We start from the raw sequence: 15815 nt of genomic DNA on the forward strand, positions 1-15815 counted from the left end.
ATAACATACCTTTGTGAAGGTTTTTTCTCTGGAAGGGGGGATCCGTGTGACTCAGGAGCGTGCGGTCCGCACCCGGGAGCACGTGCTCAACGCTGCGGCGGAGGAATTCGCCGCGCACGGCTACATGGGCACGACGCTGCTCGACGTGATCCAGCGCACCGGCATGACCAAGGGCGCACTGTACGGGCATTTCTCCTCCAAGGAGGAGCTGGCGGCGGCGTTGATCGAGGAGGCCGGCGACGAGCTGAGCACGCGCGCGGAAGGGGCCGGCGAGCCGGACACGCCGGCGGTGCGCACGTTGCGGGAGACCGTGCTCGATCTCTCCCGGCACCTCCGCCAGGACACGCGGGCCCGGTCCGCGTTGCGGCTCGCCGTGGAGAGCCCTCATCTGGACCGGCACGACCTCGGGCTGGTCCAGCGGATCTGCCTGCAGCTCACCCGTGCCGTCAAGGAGGCGCAGGCTGGTGACAAGAGCACCGACGGATACCCCCCGGAAGCCGTGGCCCGCCTGTTGGTGACGGTCTTCTTCGGGGTTCCTCATCCCGTGCCGCGTGACGACGCCGACGCCGCGCGACGGTTCGACGACCTGTGGGCGGCCATGTCCGGGCCGGACGGACAGGCCGCCGCCGGCCCGCAAAAGCGCTGAGCGCCGGTCAGCCCCCGGCCGGGCGCTCGGCTCCGGTGGAGACGGGCCGGCCCGGCCGACGACGCACGACCATTGGTACGGCCGGTCAAGCGCCGTCCCGGCAAGAGGCGGCGCCGGCCACCGGAGCGGGCGAGAGCAGGACAGAGACGTCGAGCGCGGCGTGCGGATGCAGCACCCGTGCCCGAGGCAGCCGCGCCGCCAGTTCCGCCGAGCCGCCCACGATGACGGGATGCCCCACCTCCGCCAGCATCGGCAGATCGGAGAGGTGGTCCCCGTACGCGTAACACCGCGCCGGGTCCACGTCCGGACAGCGCCGCAGCGTGTCACGGACCGCCGCACGCTTCGCCGCGCCGATACACGGATCGCCCACGAGTTGGCCGGTCAGCACTCCGTCACGCGTCCCGGGGACCGAGCACAGCAGACGCGTCGCCCCCACTTCGGCGGCGATGGGCGCGAGGACCGCAGGGAACGACCCGGACACCAGGATCACCGCGTCCCCTGCGTCGCGGTGCAGTTCCAGTGCCCGGCGGGTGGCGGCCAGGTAGAAGCCGGGAGCCTCCGACCGCTCGGCGTACCAGGCCTCGGCCAGCTCCGCGACCCGGGCGGCGGGCTCACCTGCCCAAGTCCGGTAGTACAGGCGGTTCATGGCTTCCCGGGGAGCGCCGGCCAGCGTCCGTCGGGTCAGATTCCGTCGGACGTCCGCCGCAAGTTGGGCGCCTCGCGTTCCGCGGGTGCCGCGGAAGTAGTACGCGAGGAAGTCGAACAAGGACTTCACGGAGATGAGCGTCTCGTCGACGTCGCAGAACACCAGGCGGGACGGACGGCTCACCGGGATCCCCCCGGCATCGGCGCCGACCACTCGTCCTCGCCCCAGTCGGCGTACGCGCCGGCCGAGGCGCCCAGCCGCAGGACGCCGTGCGCCGCCACCGTGTGCGTGTCCCGCCAGGCCCGCTGGACCTCGCCGGCGTCGTCCCGGGCGTGGACACCGCCCGTCCTGAACAGCCGCTCGACGGCCTCCACCAGCAACTCGGCCGCCACCGCGGCGTCGCGCCGGTTGACCGCCTCGACGCGTGGCGCGGTGGGCTCGGCGTCGGCTCCGGCTCCGGCCCGGTCCAACAGCAGGGCCACGGCGTCGATCTCGGCGGCGGAGCGCGCCAGCACCCGCTGGACAGCCGTGTCGCGCAGAGCTGCCGGGCACCCGGCGGGCGGGGTCGCCGCCCAGCGTGTCCAGGACCGCAGAGCGAGCCGGGCCGCGCCGAGCGCCGGCGCGCAGAGCATCGGGCCGCCGGCCACGAGCGCGGACGCCTGGCGTGCCGGTGAGGCGCCGGGCTCGACCACGGTGGCGAGCATGTCGCTGAGCGGGCAGGCGCGCCGGCCGGGGACGAACACCCCGCGTACGTCGACGGAGTTGCTGCCGGTGCCGCGCAGCCCGGTGCTGCGCCAGGTGTCGCGCACGATCACCTCGGAGCGCGGCACCGCCAGGACCCATGCCGCGGCCTGTGCCGGACCGGCGAGGGTGGCACCGGACGCGACCGGGGTGTCGTCGACCGGGGCCGCGAGCAGGACCCAGTGGGAGAAGTCCACGCCGCTGACACAGTCCCACCGGCCGTCCAGCAGCCAGCCGCCCGGTACCGGGCGGGCCGTTCCCGCGGGCGGGGCCAGGGCCGCGGCGATCAGTGTGTCGGGGCCGCTCCCCCACAGCTCCCGCTGTCCTTCTTCGGGCAGCCTGGCGGCGTACCGCCCGTGCGCGGCCCAGAGCATGCCGCACCATGCGGCCGAGGGGCACTGTCCGGCGATCAGCGCCGTGGCGGTGATCACGTCGGCGAAGCCGCCTTCCCGGCCGCCCCATCGACGGGGCACGAAGTGCCGTGCGAAGCCCGCCTCTTTGAGTGCGGTCACGACCGCAGGAGCCAGCCGCCTGTCCCGGTCCGCCGCCGAGGCGGCACGCCCCGCTGCCCGGGCGGCCCGCAGTACGGCGTCCTCGGCGAGCATGCCGCCTGTTCGTTCCGGGAGGGAAAGGCTGGATCGCTTCTTTTCTTGCGGCTCAGCATGATCGAGCATCGTTGAGCTCCTTGTCGAGCCGGACGAGGGCGTGTAAAAATACTTTCTCAACGGTTTCTTACTTGGAGGTGCCGATGCCGCGAGAGCAGGAACACCTCCTGCGCACGCACGTGTCGGCGCACATCCCGGCACGGCAGGCACCGGCGGCCGTGAAGCCCGGCCCACTGATCGATGCCGCTCGGAGTCCGGGCGTCAGCCGGCCGACCCGGTCCGCACAACTGCCAGGGTACGGCGGGCCTTTGGTTCCCCCGTACATCGAAGACCCCGGTCGAACCAGGCCCGTTGGTCTGTGCTCACCGTTACACCGCCACGCCGGAGCCGACCGCGCCACGGGAGAAGGCGCCCTCCTCGGACGCGGCGGGCAGTCCGCGCGGCAGCCACTCCATGGTGACCGTGGCGACGGTGTCCTCCCCCTGTACCGCCCTGATGCACAGCCCCGTGACACCCGACGCGACCGGCGGCTGCAACTCGGCGCACAACCGCACCGGTTCGTCGAGGTCGGCGAAGGCCGGGCAATCCATCCGGACGGCGCGAAGCACCGCGCCGACGTCGTGGTGGCGGTGGAGCAGGCGGTAGCCCAGCTGACGGGCGCCCTCCAGGGTGACCATCAGCGGTATGTGGTCTCCGGGGTGATCGAAGAGCACGGCGTGGTGAAGATCGACCAGCAGCCGCCACTCCCCCGCCTCCGTGCGGCCCAGCACGCTGTCCTTGGCCCGCAGGCGGCCGACGTCGGCCGCCGGCAGGCGAGTTGCGGCGGAGTGCCCGACGCGAGCGGCCTCGTCCCGCCCCTGGCCCTCCGCCCCCCGCCAGCGCAGCCGCCGGTACAGCCCCTCATCAACGGCGTAGACGCTCAGCCCGGCCCGGGCGCACTCACGCCCGGCCACGGACACCACCGCGTCCACCTGCATACCGAAGCGCCGAGGCGGTCTGTTCGCCAGCCACGACCACTGGACGTCCAGGGTGACGTGCAACGGGGTGTCGCCCACCACAAGCGCCTCGTGGTCCGTGATCTCGAAGTGGGTGTCGCTGCCCACGAAGCGGTGTCCCAGCGGGATCCCGCAGTACTCGTGCGCCAGGTAGACCAAGGCCTGGCGCACCGTCTCGGTCAGCAGCAGCGGGTCGCACATGCCCTGGGCGTCGGGATAGTACAGCGCGTGGTCCCGAGGCCACTGGGCTCCCACGAGGAACCGGTCCTTGCCCACTTGCAAGGCGTCCGTGATGAAGACCTCCGCGACCGCGGCCCGGTGGACCAGTTGCCGAGAGACTGGTTGAAGAAACTTCAGGGAGGCATCCACTGCTGCCGTGCCCGGTTCGCCTGGGACCCTGGTCGACAGTTCGCACAACTGGTCCATGGTCTTTCCCCCATTGGGTTCGGGAATACCGTGGTGGCGCGATGTGAAAATATACCTTCGCAGAGGTATCTTGCAAGGGAACCAGGTCGTGCGGAGCATGTGCACCAGGCACCGCCGAAGAGTACGGAAGAGGGATCATGAGCAGGCATCTCCGGACACCCGCCCGAGCCAAGGCCACCCCGCGGGAGCTCAAGCAGGAACGGGCCAGCCGCACCCGGAGGCAGCTCCTCGACGCCGCCGCCACGGCCTTCGCCGAAAAGGGGTTCCCCGCCGTCACACTCCAGGACATCGCCGACCTCGCCGAGGTGACCAAAGGGGCCGTCTACTTTCACTTCATGAACAAGGAGGCGGTGGCCGTCGCGGTCACCGAGGAGTTCTACACACAGCTGCCCACCATTGGCGAATCGGTCACGGCCCGGCAGCTCCCGCCGCTCGACGCGGTCGCCGAGCTGCTCCTGCAGACCGCTGTCGCCCTGCGGGACAACCCGGTGATGCAGGCCGGCGCCCGGCTGCAGATCGAGCGGAACCTGGTCAACGCCGACATGCCGACGCCATTCAGCGAGTTCACCCAGCTCATCACCGAGCTACTGGCACAGGCCCAGGACGAGGGCACGTTGCGGGCCACCACCGACGTCGCCCCCATGGCCCGGGTCGTCGTCGCCGCGTTCTTCGGCAGCCAGCACATCTCCTGGGTCCAGCACAATCGTGAGGACCTCACGGAACGCGTACAGGAGATCATCGACGTCGTCCTCCCCCACCACACGTGATGTTCGTGCCCTCCCGGCCACCCACCGCCACACGAGGAGAGCCCTGCCCATGTCTGCCCTCACCCTCCCGGTCGTCCCTCTCGGCACCGGCGGCCCGTCCGTAGGCGCCCAGGGCCTGGGCTGCATGGGCTTCAGCGAGTTCTACGGACCCAGCGCACCGGCCCAGGCGCAGGAAACCCTGCAGGCCGCCCTCGACGCGGGCGTCACCATGTTCGACACCGCCGACCTGTACGGACACGGCGAGAACGAGGTACTCCTCGGCCCCTTCGTCCGCGTCCACCGCGAACAGGTCTTCCTCGCCACGAAGTTCGGCATCGTGAGGCAGCCGGGCCGGCGGACCTGGAGCCAGGTCCGCGGCGACCGCACCTACGTGCGCCAGTGCGCCGACGCGAGTCTGAAGCGCCTCGGCATCGACACGATCGACCTGTACTACGCGCACCGCCGCGACCCTTCGGTCCCCCTGGAGGAGACCGTCGGCGCGATGGCGGAGCTCGTCCAGGAGGGCAAGGTCCGCCACTTGGGGCTCTGCGAGGTGACCGGTCCCGAACTGCGCGCGGCCCACGCCGTCCACCCGATCACCGCGCTGCAGTCCGAGTGGTCACTGTTCAGCCGCGACGTCGAGACCTCGGCGGTCCCCGCGGCCGCGGCACTCGGCGTGGCGTTCGTCGCGTACTCGCCCCTCGGCCGTGGCCTGCTCACCGGCGCCGGCGAACTGAGCCCGGGCGACACCCGGTTGACGATGCCCCGGTTCACCGGCGAGGACGCCCGCACCAACCACGCGCTCCTCGGGACCGTCCGCGCGATCGCCGCGGACCATGCCGCAACCCCCGCACAGATCGCCCTGGCCTGGCTGCACCAACAGTCCCGCGTCCACGGCCTCACCGTCCTCCCCATACCGGGCTCCCGCAGGTCCGCCCGGCTGCGGGAGAACACCGCGGCGACAGCGCTCACCCTGTCCGCGGCCGAACTCTCCGCGCTCGAACCGCTGGCGGCGCAGGTGGCCGGCACCCGTTACGCGGACATGAGCACCACCGCGACCGCCCGCGAATGACCCGCAGCCCGGCGGCGGCGTGCTGACCGCCGGCTGCCCATAGGGCCGCATCCTTCGGCTCCGGTCCCTCCCCCCGTCGGGACCGGAGCCGAACGCTGCGGGCGGTCTCCGTCCACGCCGGGTGGTGGCGTGGACGGAGGCTTGAGGCGAACCCGCATCCGACGCGAGAGCGGTCCTGACGGGGCCGTCGCCACGGGTCTCTCAGGGCTCACGCGATCAGACCGCCGACGTCATCCCGCGCTGAGCCGACGGCTTGCGTGGACGACGCGGAATGGGTCCGCTGCTGCGTCGTGATCCTGCCAGTTGTCGCTCCCCCTGAGGAGATTCCGATACCCATCCGGAACGTGAAGCCGCAGGTCAGACATATAAGGTGAGTTTTCCGGTCCGGATTCCACGTGAAGGAAGCAAGGGGTGGGGACTTGAGTTCCGGCTCGCAGGTACGCACGGCCTTGGCGGAAGGTCTCGCGCTCTTGTACAAGGAGGCCGGCAATCCTCCCCTCAAAAGCGTGTCCGAGGCGGTCGTCCGGCTTCGCTGGGTCGACGAGCGGGGAAGGCCCGTACGGGTTTCCGCTCAGCGGATCAGCGACTGGCGTCGCGCCCGGAACGTGCCCGCTCAATTCGCCGCCCTCGCAGCGGTGTTGCATGTCCTGATACCCCAGGCGCGTCGGGAACGGCCGACGCCCGTGTCACCTGGGCTGTACGACCTCGCCCAGTGGCAACAGCTGTGGGAGCGGGCGGTCTCCGACCCGGCCGGCGAACGCTCCGCCATCTCCACCGAAGAGAAGGAGCAGCCGCCGACCGAAGCCTCGGCCGTCCTTGGTGTCTGCCCCTACCGAGGACTGGCCTCATACCGCCAGGAAGACGCCCGATGGTTCTTCGGCCGGAATCGCAGCACCGAAGCTCTCATCACCCAGCTCCACGCAGCGGAGCAGACCGGCGGATTGGTCATGCTCGTCGGCGCCTCGGGCGCTGGAAAGTCATCCCTTCTCCATGCCGGCCTGGTACCCGCGTTGCAGGACACCGCGACCAGCCAGGCGAGAAAGGTGCTCCAACTCGTTCCGGGAACCGATCCCCTCAAGGAGCTGACTCGCCATATCCCAGAACTCGCGGAGGCAGTGTCAGCCGCCGAGGAACCAGCGGCGAGCGAGCAGGGTGTTGCGGGATTCACGCACGCGGTGAGAGATGCCGTCACGGCATGGTCGAAGCGTGAGGCGCCTTCCGCGGCCCGTCCGGTGGTCATCGTGGACCAGTTCGAGGAGACGTTCACCCTCTGCTCCGACGAGGCGGTCCGGCGCGCGTTCGTGCAGTTCCTCAACGCCGCCTGTACGCCCCCCGATTCAGGCGGCCCAGCACCCCTGCTCGTCGTCCTCGGAGTACGCGCCGACTTCTACGACCAGTGCCTCGGGTACCCCGAACTGGCCGACGCCCTGCAGCACCGGCACATGGTGCTCGGGCCGCTGACCACAGCAGAGCTGCGGGAAGCCGTGACCGGCCCGGCCAAGGCCGTAGGGCTGGAACTCGAACGGGGACTGGCAGAGCTGATCGTCCGAGAAGTGAGCGCTGACGGTCCTCGTGGAGCACACGACGCGGGCATGCTCCCGCTGCTCTCCCATGCCCTGCTCTCCACCTGGCAGCGGCGCAAGGGCGGGCGGCTGACGCTCGCCGGCTATCGCGCCGCGGGCGGAATCCAAGGAGCGGTGGCAGCGACCGCCGAGCGGGCGTGGTCCGCCCTCGATCCAGCAGCCCGCACCGCCGCGAGGCAACTGCTCCTGCGGCTTGTCCGACTGGGCGAGGACACCCAAGCGACCCGAAGGCGAGGCACGCGGCGCCAGTTGATGGAGGAGTCGACAGACCCCGACAAGACGGAGGAGTCGCTCGAAGTCCTGGTGCGCGCCCGGCTGGTGACGCTCGATGCGGAGACCGTGGAGATCACCCACGAAGCCCTGCTCCATGCCTGGCCGCGCCTGCGTGACTGGATCGACGAAGGCCGCAGTGATCACCTGTTGCGCCAGCGGCTGGAGGAGGACGGCAGAGACTGGGAGGGCTCGAACCGTGACTCGTCCCTGCTCTACCGGGGCTCCCGCCTGGAACAGGCCCACAGCTGGACGCGGTCTGCCGGTGACACGTATCTGACCCGGAGCGCAGTGGCATTCCTGGCTGCGTCGGTCAGGCTGCGCAAGCGCACGCTGTGGATCAGCCGCAGTGCGGTGTCGGCGCTGGTCGTCCTGGCCATGCTGGCCGTCGGTGCGGCGTGGATCGCGCGGCAGCAGCGGAACGACGCCGTCTTCGAGCAGGTGGTCGCCGAAGCCGACCGCTTCCAGTACACGGACCCGTCGCTGTCCGCCCAACTCGACCTGGTGGCCCACCGCCTGCGGCCGGACGACGAGGGCGCGAACAACCGGCTGATCTCGATAGTGAACGCGCCGCTGGCCACTCCCCTGCTCGGCCACACCGGCGCCGTCTACCTCACCTCCTTCAGCCCGGACGGGAAGACCCTGGCCACCGCCAGCTACGACCGGACCGTTCGGCTCTGGGACGTGAGCGACCGCGCTCACCCCAAGCAGCTGGGGGCTCCCCTCACGGGCCACAACAGCTGGGTGAGCAGCGCGGTTTTCAGCCCGGACGGCAACACCCTCGCCAGCGCCGGCGACGACGGCACGATTCGGCTGTGGGATGTGCGCGACCCCGACCATCCGCGGCAGCGCAGCACCTCGTTGGACGGCCATGACGGCACGATCTATCTGGTCGCCTTCAGTCCCGACGGCCGTACGCTGGCCTCCGCGAGCGAAGATCACACCGTTCGCCTGTGGGACATGAGCGATCCGGACCGGCCCCAGGCCCTGGCCACCTTGACCAGCGCCGGTGAAGCCATGCGTGTCGTGGCGTTCAGCCCCGATGGACGGACGCTGGCCGCCGGTGGCGACGACGACGCCATCAGGCTCTGGAACATGACCGATCCACGCCGTCCGAAGCGGATCGACACAAAGCTGACCGGCCATACCGACACGGTGCATTCCCTGGCCTTCAGCCCCGACGGCCGCACGCTCGCCAGCGGCAGCTCGGACAACGACGTACGGCTGTGGAACGTGACCGACCCACGACAGGCCGCCCAACTCGGCGCACCCCTCACCGGCCACACCCGGCACATCTGGTCCGTGGCCTTCAGCCCGGACGGAACCAAACTCGCTGTCGCCAGCGCGGACAGCACGGCGAGCCTGTGGAACGTCAGCGACCCGGAGTACCCCTCGCAAGTCGGCGAGCCACTCGCCGGCAGCAGCGGCGAGATGTACGCCCTGGGCTTCAGCCCGGACGGCAAGACCCTTGCCACCGGAAGCGGCGACAGCAAGGTCCGCCTCTGGTCGATACCGACCTCGGACATGACAGGCCGTACCGGAGCGTTCCGCCCGGACGGCCAGGTCCTCGCCACGGCCGCACGCGACGGACGGATCCGGCTGTGGAACGTGAAGACCCCCGACTCACCCGTATCGCTGAGCCGGCCATTCCTGCCCGGAGACGGCGGCTTGCGTTCGATGGCCTTCTCCCCCAACGGCCAAACCCTCGCGGTGCTGACGGAGAACCGCGCAGTACAGCTGTGGAACGTCACCGACCCGGCCCGACCTGCCGCCTACGGGTCACCGGTCGAACTGCAGGCACGATTCACGGGCCCCGAAGCACTGGCCTACAGTCACGACGGACGCACGCTGGCGACCGCCTACACAGACCGCACCATCCAGCTGTGGGACGTCAGCGCCCCGTCCCGCATACGTCCGCTCGGCGCACCACTCACCGGCCACGAGGGCTCCGTCAACTCCTTCGTCTTCGCCCCTGACGGCCGCACCCTCGCGAGCGGCAGCGCGGACGGCACCATCCGGCTGTGGGACGTGACCGACCCACGTCACGCCGTCCCACTCGGCACGCCACTCAAGGGACACCTCGGCCCCGTCAACACGCTCGCCTACACCCCCGACGGCCATACGCTGGCCAGCGGGAGCGACGACGACACGGTACGACTCTGGGACACCGCCGCCCCCCTCAAGGCTGCGCAGGCGGGTGCCCCACTCGCAGGCCACACCGAAGCCGTCGTAGCACTGACGTTCAGCCAAGACGGCCGCACCTTGGTGAGCGGCGGCAACGACAACACGGTCCGGCTGTGGAACATCACCCGCCCGTCCGAGGCCTCTCCTATCGGCCAGTCGATGAGCCCCAATGCCAGAACGGGCAACTTCCTGTCGTTCAGCCCCACGAGCCACATGCTCGGGGTGTCGAGCGGCACCGACACCGTCAGGCTGTGGAACCTGGACGTAGACGAGGCGGTCCGCCACATCTGCTCGACCACGCGCGGCGTTCTGACGCAGGAGGAGTGGCATGCCTACCTGCCCCGCCTCCCGTACGCACCGCCGTGCGATCAGTAGCGGGCGCGGGTTCGCCTGCCCTGTCAGCCCGGGGACGTGGCCATCGTCCGTGCAGACCCGCCCCCTGCAACCAGCGGCCGGTCCTCAACAGGGCAAGGGAGGAGGATCGGTACACGTTCTGTCAGGTGTTGTATCTGGTGGGGTGGGTGGGGGTCGGGCATGGCGATCGTGGAGCGCCGGGTCCCAGATCGCCCGCCGGGGTATCGAATCCTCAACCCGCCTGGGCGGCACCGGTGGACTGTCGAGCGCACCGTGAGCCGGCTGGGCGGCTTCCGCTGTCTGCACCACCGCGACAAGCGCAAGGACGCCCACTTCCTCGCCTTCCCCGCGATCGCCGGAACCCTCAGCTGCCACTGCCGACTCGCCAGGTAGCTGCACTCGACGTTCCGGGTCAGCACCACTCGGACGGAATGTCGGCGAACTGCTTCACCCAGTCCCAGTCGGCTGGCCGGAACTTCGGATCGTGCCACAAGACACCGCTGGCAACCCGGTATCCGCGCAGCTCGCGGAGCTGTGACACGTTGTCGTCGCCGATACCGGACTCGTTGAACACCGCGACGCCATCGTCGTATCCGCGGAGCCCATTCGTTCTCCCCGCGGACCCAGTTGCCAGGGTCGGGGGCCCTGGGCGTCTCGGAGTCGTCGTTGTCCTTCGACCTGGAGACCGAGAGGTCGAAGGACGAACCGGATGGCAGGGAGAACGTTCACTGTGGTGGACATCATCGAGATCTGCGTCCACTGGTATGCGTGCCTCGAAGTCGCAGGTCGGCGCGTCGCTGGGGGTGGATCGCAAGACGGTCAGGAAGTACCTGGCGCCGGCCGAGGCGGCTGGGATCGCCCCAGGAAGCCCACCGACAAGAAGGGAACGGCGACCGCGAAGGACTGCTGACCGCAGGAGTCTCCCGCTCGGCACCTGAGCACTGAGGCCCAGACGTCCGGCTCCGCCCAGCTCTCCGGCGCTAGTCGATATTGATGTCGAAGTTGGAGACGCTGCCGTCGGCGGCGGTCAGAGTGACCGGACCGAACGTGATGATCACGACGGAGTTGCCTCCCGGGCCCCGGTAATAGCCGGTCGCCTCGGTGACCCGAAGAGCCAAGGCCGCAAGCGTCCCAGCGGCCTCCTCATCGGCCTCGATCTTCGGCTGGGTGAGAGCGGTGTGCCCGTTGTCTTCTGCCCAGTCCCGAAAGATGCGGGCGTCACGGCTCATGTCGGGGAGGATGCTCTTGTTGGCCCAGGCCCACAGCCACGACCCCGAGCCGGGGCTGAAACTGCCGAGGATCTGTGCTGGTGCTGTCGCGGTCTTGTCAGGGAAGGTCCAGGTGATGATGCCGGTCGTCTGGTCCAGATCCCAGCGGTCCGCTGAACCCAGCCCCCAGGACATGTGGGCACGACCCAACTGTTCGATCATGTCTCCGCCCTGCAGCACCAGGATGCTCAAGTCGGCTTGCTGCCCGGCCTGACCAGCACCGTCCGCCTTGACCCGCTTGAACATTCCCATGTCGCAGAGTCTGCCAGAGACCACTGACAAGCCGACGATGGCCCCTCACACCTGGCACCTCGCCACCGACAGAGCGGGCTTACGTGACCGTCCACACGACAAGACCTCAGCAATCGCGGCATCCGCCATCGCATCGCCCGCTAAGGGATCGAGTCCCTCACCGCGGGTCGGCCGCCACCGATGGGGTGTTGAAAGGACCGTGTCCTGGCTCGCCGGCTGCAGCCGACTCCACCGCCGACTCGTCCGTGTGGACGGGCAGGACCAGTCAGTGTCAGGCTCCGACACTGCTGACCCAGACACCGAAGGACCTGATCTCCGGCTCGTTCTCGGTCTGCTCCGAGAGGCTCTGCACGTCGTCCAGCTCCGACCACGCGATGAAGCCCGGCTCGTTGTCGGCCAGAAATCCCTCGACGACCGGACCGAGGTCCTCGGAAGCCACATACGTACCGCTGAACGGCAACGCATCCGGAGGCACAGAACCGGTCGAGCACCGGAGCTGCCCTGCTTGCTCGTCGTGCCACACGTAGAACGTCGCCACCCCAGAGAAGCCCAGTTCGCGAATGCGTTCCCGGATGGCAGCAGCAGTCCGCTCGAAGGCAGCCACCACCTCGGCGACGGACAACGGGGTTCTGTCCTCGTCAGCCGCACCCAGAAACCATGTGTTGGTCTCCCACTCCAGCCGCCGGTCAGCTGGCTCCAGCACCAGAGGCTCGTCCGCCACCTCAGCGATCCACGTCAACAGCACCACAGCAGTGTCCCCGCACAGCTGGACCCGAGAACCACCAGGAAAATCGACGTCCTTGTCGTGTATCTGCGGGAACTGGGCGATCTTGGCAGGGCTGTTCACGGCGGGAGGCAGCAGAGGCGCACGGTGGCGACCGTGCGCCGCACGCGGTCATCCGGCACGGTCGCGTCGTCGCCAAGGGTGTAGTCGGCACCGGCGCCTGCTCACCATCCCCCGTTCATCACGTACACCACGTACGGAATCAGGAGTGCCGGCAGGGTCAACAGGCGCGGTGTGAGGGGCCGGCCGCGATACAGAGGGCGCAGGACGTCGAACAGGAGGAGCAGGAGGAGGACAAGGGCGCCGAAAAGGATCATGGCGATCAGAGCGAAGCCGCTGTTCTCGATCTGGTCGTAGGTGCAGCCGTCCAAGTCCCCGCGGCTCAGGTCGACGTACTCGCAGTGGCCGTAGGCGATGTACCAGCGTGTGCAGAGAATGGCGAGGGCCGCGGGGACACCTATCAGGAGGTGAACCAGCAGCGGCGGAAGACAGCCGCGCAGTGCGGGAAGGACGGTACGCATCCAGTCACCTCACCAGGGCAGCGGCGACCCGAGTATGACGGAAGCCACTCCTCCGGCCACAGAGCCGTCACAGCAGCCTCAGCGCCCACGCTCGCCCGAGCCCGTGCCGCGCTGCCCGCGCTCGACGTGCTGAACCCGGCGCTCCTCAGCCGCGCCGCACGGAGAACAGGCGCACCGCCACAGCCGGCGCGATGAAGCCAACGGCGAGCCGACAAGGCAAGGCCGCAGCGGCGCGTCGACGATTTGATCGAACGTCAAGCCGCTGGACCCCTCGCCTCGCCCGGAGTGCTTACGCACCCCGAGCCGCACTCCGTCTTCCCACGGGTCAGTGGACGCGATGCCATCCGTTCTGTTCCAGCAGGGACGCCCCCAGGGGTGTCAGCGCGTGCAGCACGGTGTTCGCGTGGCGGTGGCTGGTGATCAGGCCGGCGTCGCGCAGGACCGTTGTGTGATGGCTGGCGGTCGTGGGGGTGACACCGGCGTGCCGGGCGGCCTCGGTGGTGGTGGCGCCGGTGGCCGCGGCGCGCAGGATGACGGTGCGGGTGGCCCCGAGCAGGGCGTGCAGCGGTGCGTGGCCGCCGGCGCGCTGGGGGGTGCCGGGCGAGTGGTGGAGGGGGTAGAGAAGTACGGGAGGCAGGTCGGGGTCGGCCAGGGAGACCGGGGTGTTCCAGCAGAAGTACGAGGGGATGAGGAGCAGCCCGCGGCCGTTGAGGTGGATGTCGCACTCAATCGGGTATTTGCCGAGTTCCAGGACGGGAGGGCGCCACCGGATCGAGGGCGCCAGGGAGTTCAGTACGCCTTCGATTCCCGTACCGCACAGCGTGCGGGTCTGGCGGGTGCGCTCGGCGTGCAGACGCTCGTGGATGCGCCCCTCGAAGGGGGTGATCACGGCGTGGTGGTAGGCGCGTAACGCACCGACAAGCTGCTCTCGCATCGCGCCGTCGGTGAGTTTGCGGGTCCAGTCAGGAGCGCCGACGATCTCCTGGAGCTTGGTGACTTCCCGGGCGACCTGTCGGTCCGGTGCGGCCAGGATGGATTCGAGCCCGGCGTCGAGGCCTGCGGCGCCGTCTGCCGGGGTGAGGAAGTCGGGAAAGTAGCTCGCCCGCGGGAAGAGTGGCAGCAGCACGGTCCGTACCGTGCGGTCGAGTCCGGTGTTGCACAGCGCGGACCGCGCGGTGCGGTACCAGGGCGCATAGGCCCACCGCCCTTCATGGGTCTGGAAACGGTGCAGGCTCGCTGCGATCTCCCACAGCGGGTGCGGTGCGGTGGCGATCCTGAGTCTGGTCAGGTCCTCAGGTGTGAAATGAAAGCGGAGCAACGTGTTCCCCCTGTGCTCAGATCCCTCATCTGCGATGTTTCAGCAGGGTCGCATGAGCATGACAGCAGCGGTCGTGGCCCGGGAACATGAGTGCGCGCCAACCGGGACGTGCGCCGCAGGGCCGCGTCCGGCTCTGGCTTCCATCGAGGAGGAGAAGTGATGGGACGAATTCTCGCGGGCAGACGGCTTTCGAAAGTGGCGGCGGCAGGGGTCCTCGCCGTGCTGGTCTCGACTCTCGCGACGCCGTCCGCGCAGGCGCTCGGCAACAACCGGGCGGTGAGCCGCTCCTGTGGGACGAACTACGTCTCGAGCGGGTTCACCGGCAGCTACAACTGGGCCCAGACCCGCAAGCAGAGCGGCGACTGCAGCGGCCGGCTGAGCTCGGCCATCGAGTACGGCACCGGCTGGTGGACACCTCGCGCCTACGGGTCGAGCGAGAACGCCTACACCTCGCACACCTCCACCACCCGGGCCGCCTACGGGCTGCACTGGGGCTGCGACTCGTGCAACGTGACCAGGAGCTAGCAGGTGCGCTTCCGCTATTTCGCCACCGCGCTGCTGACGGCAGTCGCGGTGGCGGCCTGCGCCTCCGGCACCGACAGCGGTGCGCAAGGGGCGAACGAGGACGTGGCCCTTCCGGGCCAGCAGTGGGCACTACGGGACGACCGGGTGACGGCGGGCGAGTACCGCACCGCGATCACCCGCTTCCTCGCCTGTATCGAGGACAGCGGCTACCGCACCGGTGATCCGGTGACCAGCCCGATCGACGGGCTGAGTCTGCTGTACGACATCACACCGTCGGGAGACCCCGCGACGTACAACGACCGGGTCCAACGCTGCAACCTCGGCCATCTGTCGATGATCGAGCCCACGTACGTGGAGCAGCACCGCAAGGTCATGGACCAGCCGCTGAGACGAGCCGTCGGCGAGTGCCTTGAGGGCCGTGGGGTGCGTGTCTCGGGCACCGAGCAGAACGCGACGGACTTCGCCGCCACCGCCCGCGACGAGCCGGTCGTCGTGGAGTGTGTGACAGAGACAAGGCAGCAGCTCTACCCCGACCTGCCCGACTTCGCCGTCGTACGCATCTGAGCCCTGAGGGGGACTGTCCAGACGAGAACAGATGAGGGCTGGAAGAGCTGGAACAGCCCCGGGACGGACAGCAGGGGTCACGAGGCCCAGGGCACCCCCCCCCGTTCGCCTCGCGAGCCGTTCATTCGCTGTCCTGCGCCAGTTAGTTGATCGTTGGTTGGTGTGTGACATCTGCTGCTGGTGCGTCAGTTCCCCGTCGGGCCCCGGTGAGATCGGCCAAGTCGCGGGCGAACGCGGCCGGCTCCGGCGTGGAGCCCGCGTCGGGTCGACTCGATGTCCGCGGACTCAAGAGGAAATCGAGCTGCGAGCCGATCA

14 protein-coding genes and 1 pseudogene are annotated in these 15815 nt (G+C 69.5%); 7 read left to right on the forward strand and 8 right to left on the reverse strand.

Translation table 11 applies throughout. The features are described from left to right. Positions 1–46: 46 nt before the first annotated feature. Positions 47–646: a TetR/AcrR family transcriptional regulator gene (locus tag ACWD3I_RS42245; RefSeq protein WP_365407232.1), complete on the forward strand. Its 600-nt coding sequence runs from the start codon at positions 47–49 to the stop codon at positions 644–646. 85 nt (positions 647–731) lie between these two features. On the opposite strand, the gene ACWD3I_RS42250 is transcribed toward ACWD3I_RS42245, so the two are convergent. The 3 genes from ACWD3I_RS42250 to ACWD3I_RS42260 form a co-directional block, all read right to left on the reverse strand. Continuing rightward, positions 732–1475 carry an HAD family hydrolase gene (locus ACWD3I_RS42250; RefSeq protein ID WP_365407229.1) on the reverse strand — a complete coding sequence of 248 codons (744 nt, stop codon included), beginning with the start codon at positions 1473–1475 and terminating at the stop codon, positions 732–734. Continuing rightward, positions 1472–2707, reverse strand: coding sequence for an acyl-CoA dehydrogenase family protein (locus ACWD3I_RS42255; protein WP_451084337.1), 1236 nt, complete (start codon positions 2705–2707; stop codon positions 1472–1474). The genes ACWD3I_RS42250 and ACWD3I_RS42255 overlap by 4 nt, the downstream gene beginning before the upstream one ends. Before the next feature lie 299 nt (positions 2708–3006). Beyond that, positions 3007–4158 (reverse strand): ScbA/BarX family gamma-butyrolactone biosynthesis protein, encoded by a 1152-nt coding sequence (locus tag ACWD3I_RS42260; RefSeq protein WP_451084338.1) that lies wholly within the window; start codon positions 4156–4158, stop codon positions 3007–3009. Positions 4159–4196: 38 nt separating this feature from the next. On the opposite strand from ACWD3I_RS42260, the gene ACWD3I_RS42265 reads away from it, so the two are divergent. The 3 genes from ACWD3I_RS42265 to ACWD3I_RS42275 all read left to right on the forward strand — a co-directional run bounded on the left by ACWD3I_RS42265 (position 4197) and on the right by ACWD3I_RS42275 (position 10289). After that, positions 4197–4826 (forward strand): ScbR family autoregulator-binding transcription factor, encoded by a 630-nt coding sequence (locus tag ACWD3I_RS42265; protein WP_365407220.1) that lies wholly within the window; start codon positions 4197–4199, stop codon positions 4824–4826. Positions 4827–4875: 49 nt separating this feature from the next. Beyond that, positions 4876–5877, forward strand: coding sequence for an aldo/keto reductase (locus tag ACWD3I_RS42270; RefSeq protein ID WP_365407217.1), 1002 nt, complete (start codon positions 4876–4878; stop codon positions 5875–5877). 419 nt (positions 5878–6296) lie between these two features. Next, complete coding sequence (locus ACWD3I_RS42275; protein ID WP_365407214.1) at positions 6297–10289, forward strand: nSTAND1 domain-containing NTPase; 3993 nt, start codon at positions 6297–6299, stop codon at positions 10287–10289. A 391-nt stretch (positions 10290–10680) separates the two neighbouring features. On the opposite strand, the gene ACWD3I_RS42280 is transcribed toward ACWD3I_RS42275, so the two are convergent. Together ACWD3I_RS42280 and ACWD3I_RS42285 are read right to left on the reverse strand one after the other, a co-directional pair. Continuing rightward, positions 10681–10842, reverse strand: coding sequence for a hypothetical protein (locus tag ACWD3I_RS42280; protein ID WP_365407211.1), 162 nt, complete (start codon positions 10840–10842; stop codon positions 10681–10683). A gap of 406 nt (positions 10843–11248) precedes the next feature. Then, positions 11249–11788 carry a DUF6882 domain-containing protein gene (locus ACWD3I_RS42285; protein WP_365407205.1) on the reverse strand — a complete coding sequence of 180 codons (540 nt, stop codon included), beginning with the start codon at positions 11786–11788 and terminating at the stop codon, positions 11249–11251. Between the two features lie 96 nt (positions 11789–11884). Here ACWD3I_RS42285 and ACWD3I_RS42290 point away from each other — a divergent pair. Then, positions 11885–12035 (forward strand): annotated as a pseudogene (locus ACWD3I_RS42290) (IS5/IS1182 family transposase); the annotation flags it as partial. A 24-nt stretch (positions 12036–12059) separates the two neighbouring features. Here ACWD3I_RS42290 and ACWD3I_RS42295 read toward each other — a convergent pair. The 3 genes from ACWD3I_RS42295 to ACWD3I_RS42305 all read right to left on the reverse strand — a co-directional run bounded on the left by ACWD3I_RS42295 (position 12060) and on the right by ACWD3I_RS42305 (position 14411). Further along, positions 12060–12635 (reverse strand): hypothetical protein, encoded by a 576-nt coding sequence (locus tag ACWD3I_RS42295; protein ID WP_365407202.1) that lies wholly within the window; start codon positions 12633–12635, stop codon positions 12060–12062. Between the two features lie 101 nt (positions 12636–12736). Next, positions 12737–13093 carry a hypothetical protein gene (locus ACWD3I_RS42300; RefSeq protein ID WP_365407199.1) on the reverse strand — a complete coding sequence of 119 codons (357 nt, stop codon included), beginning with the start codon at positions 13091–13093 and terminating at the stop codon, positions 12737–12739. Positions 13094–13418: 325 nt separating this feature from the next. Beyond that, a complete protein-coding gene (locus ACWD3I_RS42305) occupies positions 13419–14411 on the reverse strand; it encodes an ArsR/SmtB family transcription factor (protein ID WP_365407196.1) in 993 nt (330 codons plus the stop codon). 159 nt (positions 14412–14570) lie between these two features. On the opposite strand from ACWD3I_RS42305, the gene ACWD3I_RS42310 reads away from it, so the two are divergent. Then, positions 14571–14936, forward strand: a complete 366-nt coding sequence (locus ACWD3I_RS42310; protein WP_365407193.1) for a hypothetical protein — start codon at positions 14571–14573, stop codon at positions 14934–14936. 3 nt (positions 14937–14939) lie between these two features. Continuing rightward, positions 14940–15500, forward strand: a complete 561-nt coding sequence (locus ACWD3I_RS42315; RefSeq protein ID WP_365407190.1) for a hypothetical protein — start codon at positions 14940–14942, stop codon at positions 15498–15500. Positions 15501–15815: the final 315 nt, after the last annotated feature.

This window comes from Streptomyces sp. NPDC002817, from assembly GCF_053592055.1.

Bases quoted from the DNA above. Each gene is read 5' to 3' on its own strand.
- ACWD3I_RS42255 (WP_451084337.1), bottom strand. From the start codon at position 2,707: ATGCTCGATCATGCTGAGCCGCAAGAAAAGAAGCGATCCAGCCTTTCC.
- ACWD3I_RS42260 (WP_451084338.1), bottom strand. From the start codon at position 4,158: ATGCTCCGCACGACCTGGTTCCCTTGCAAGATACCTCTGCGAAGGTAT.
- ACWD3I_RS42265 (WP_365407220.1), top strand. From the start codon at position 4,197: ATGAGCAGGCATCTCCGGACACCCGCCCGAGCCAAGGCCACCCCGCGG.
- ACWD3I_RS42270 (WP_365407217.1), top strand. From the start codon at position 4,876: ATGTCTGCCCTCACCCTCCCGGTCGTCCCTCTCGGCACCGGCGGCCCG.
- ACWD3I_RS42285 (WP_365407205.1), bottom strand. From the start codon at position 11,788: ATGGGAATGTTCAAGCGGGTCAAGGCGGACGGTGCTGGTCAGGCCGGG.
- ACWD3I_RS42300 (WP_365407199.1), bottom strand. From the start codon at position 13,093: ATGCGTACCGTCCTTCCCGCACTGCGCGGCTGTCTTCCGCCGCTGCTG.
- ACWD3I_RS42310 (WP_365407193.1), top strand. From the start codon at position 14,571: ATGGGACGAATTCTCGCGGGCAGACGGCTTTCGAAAGTGGCGGCGGCA.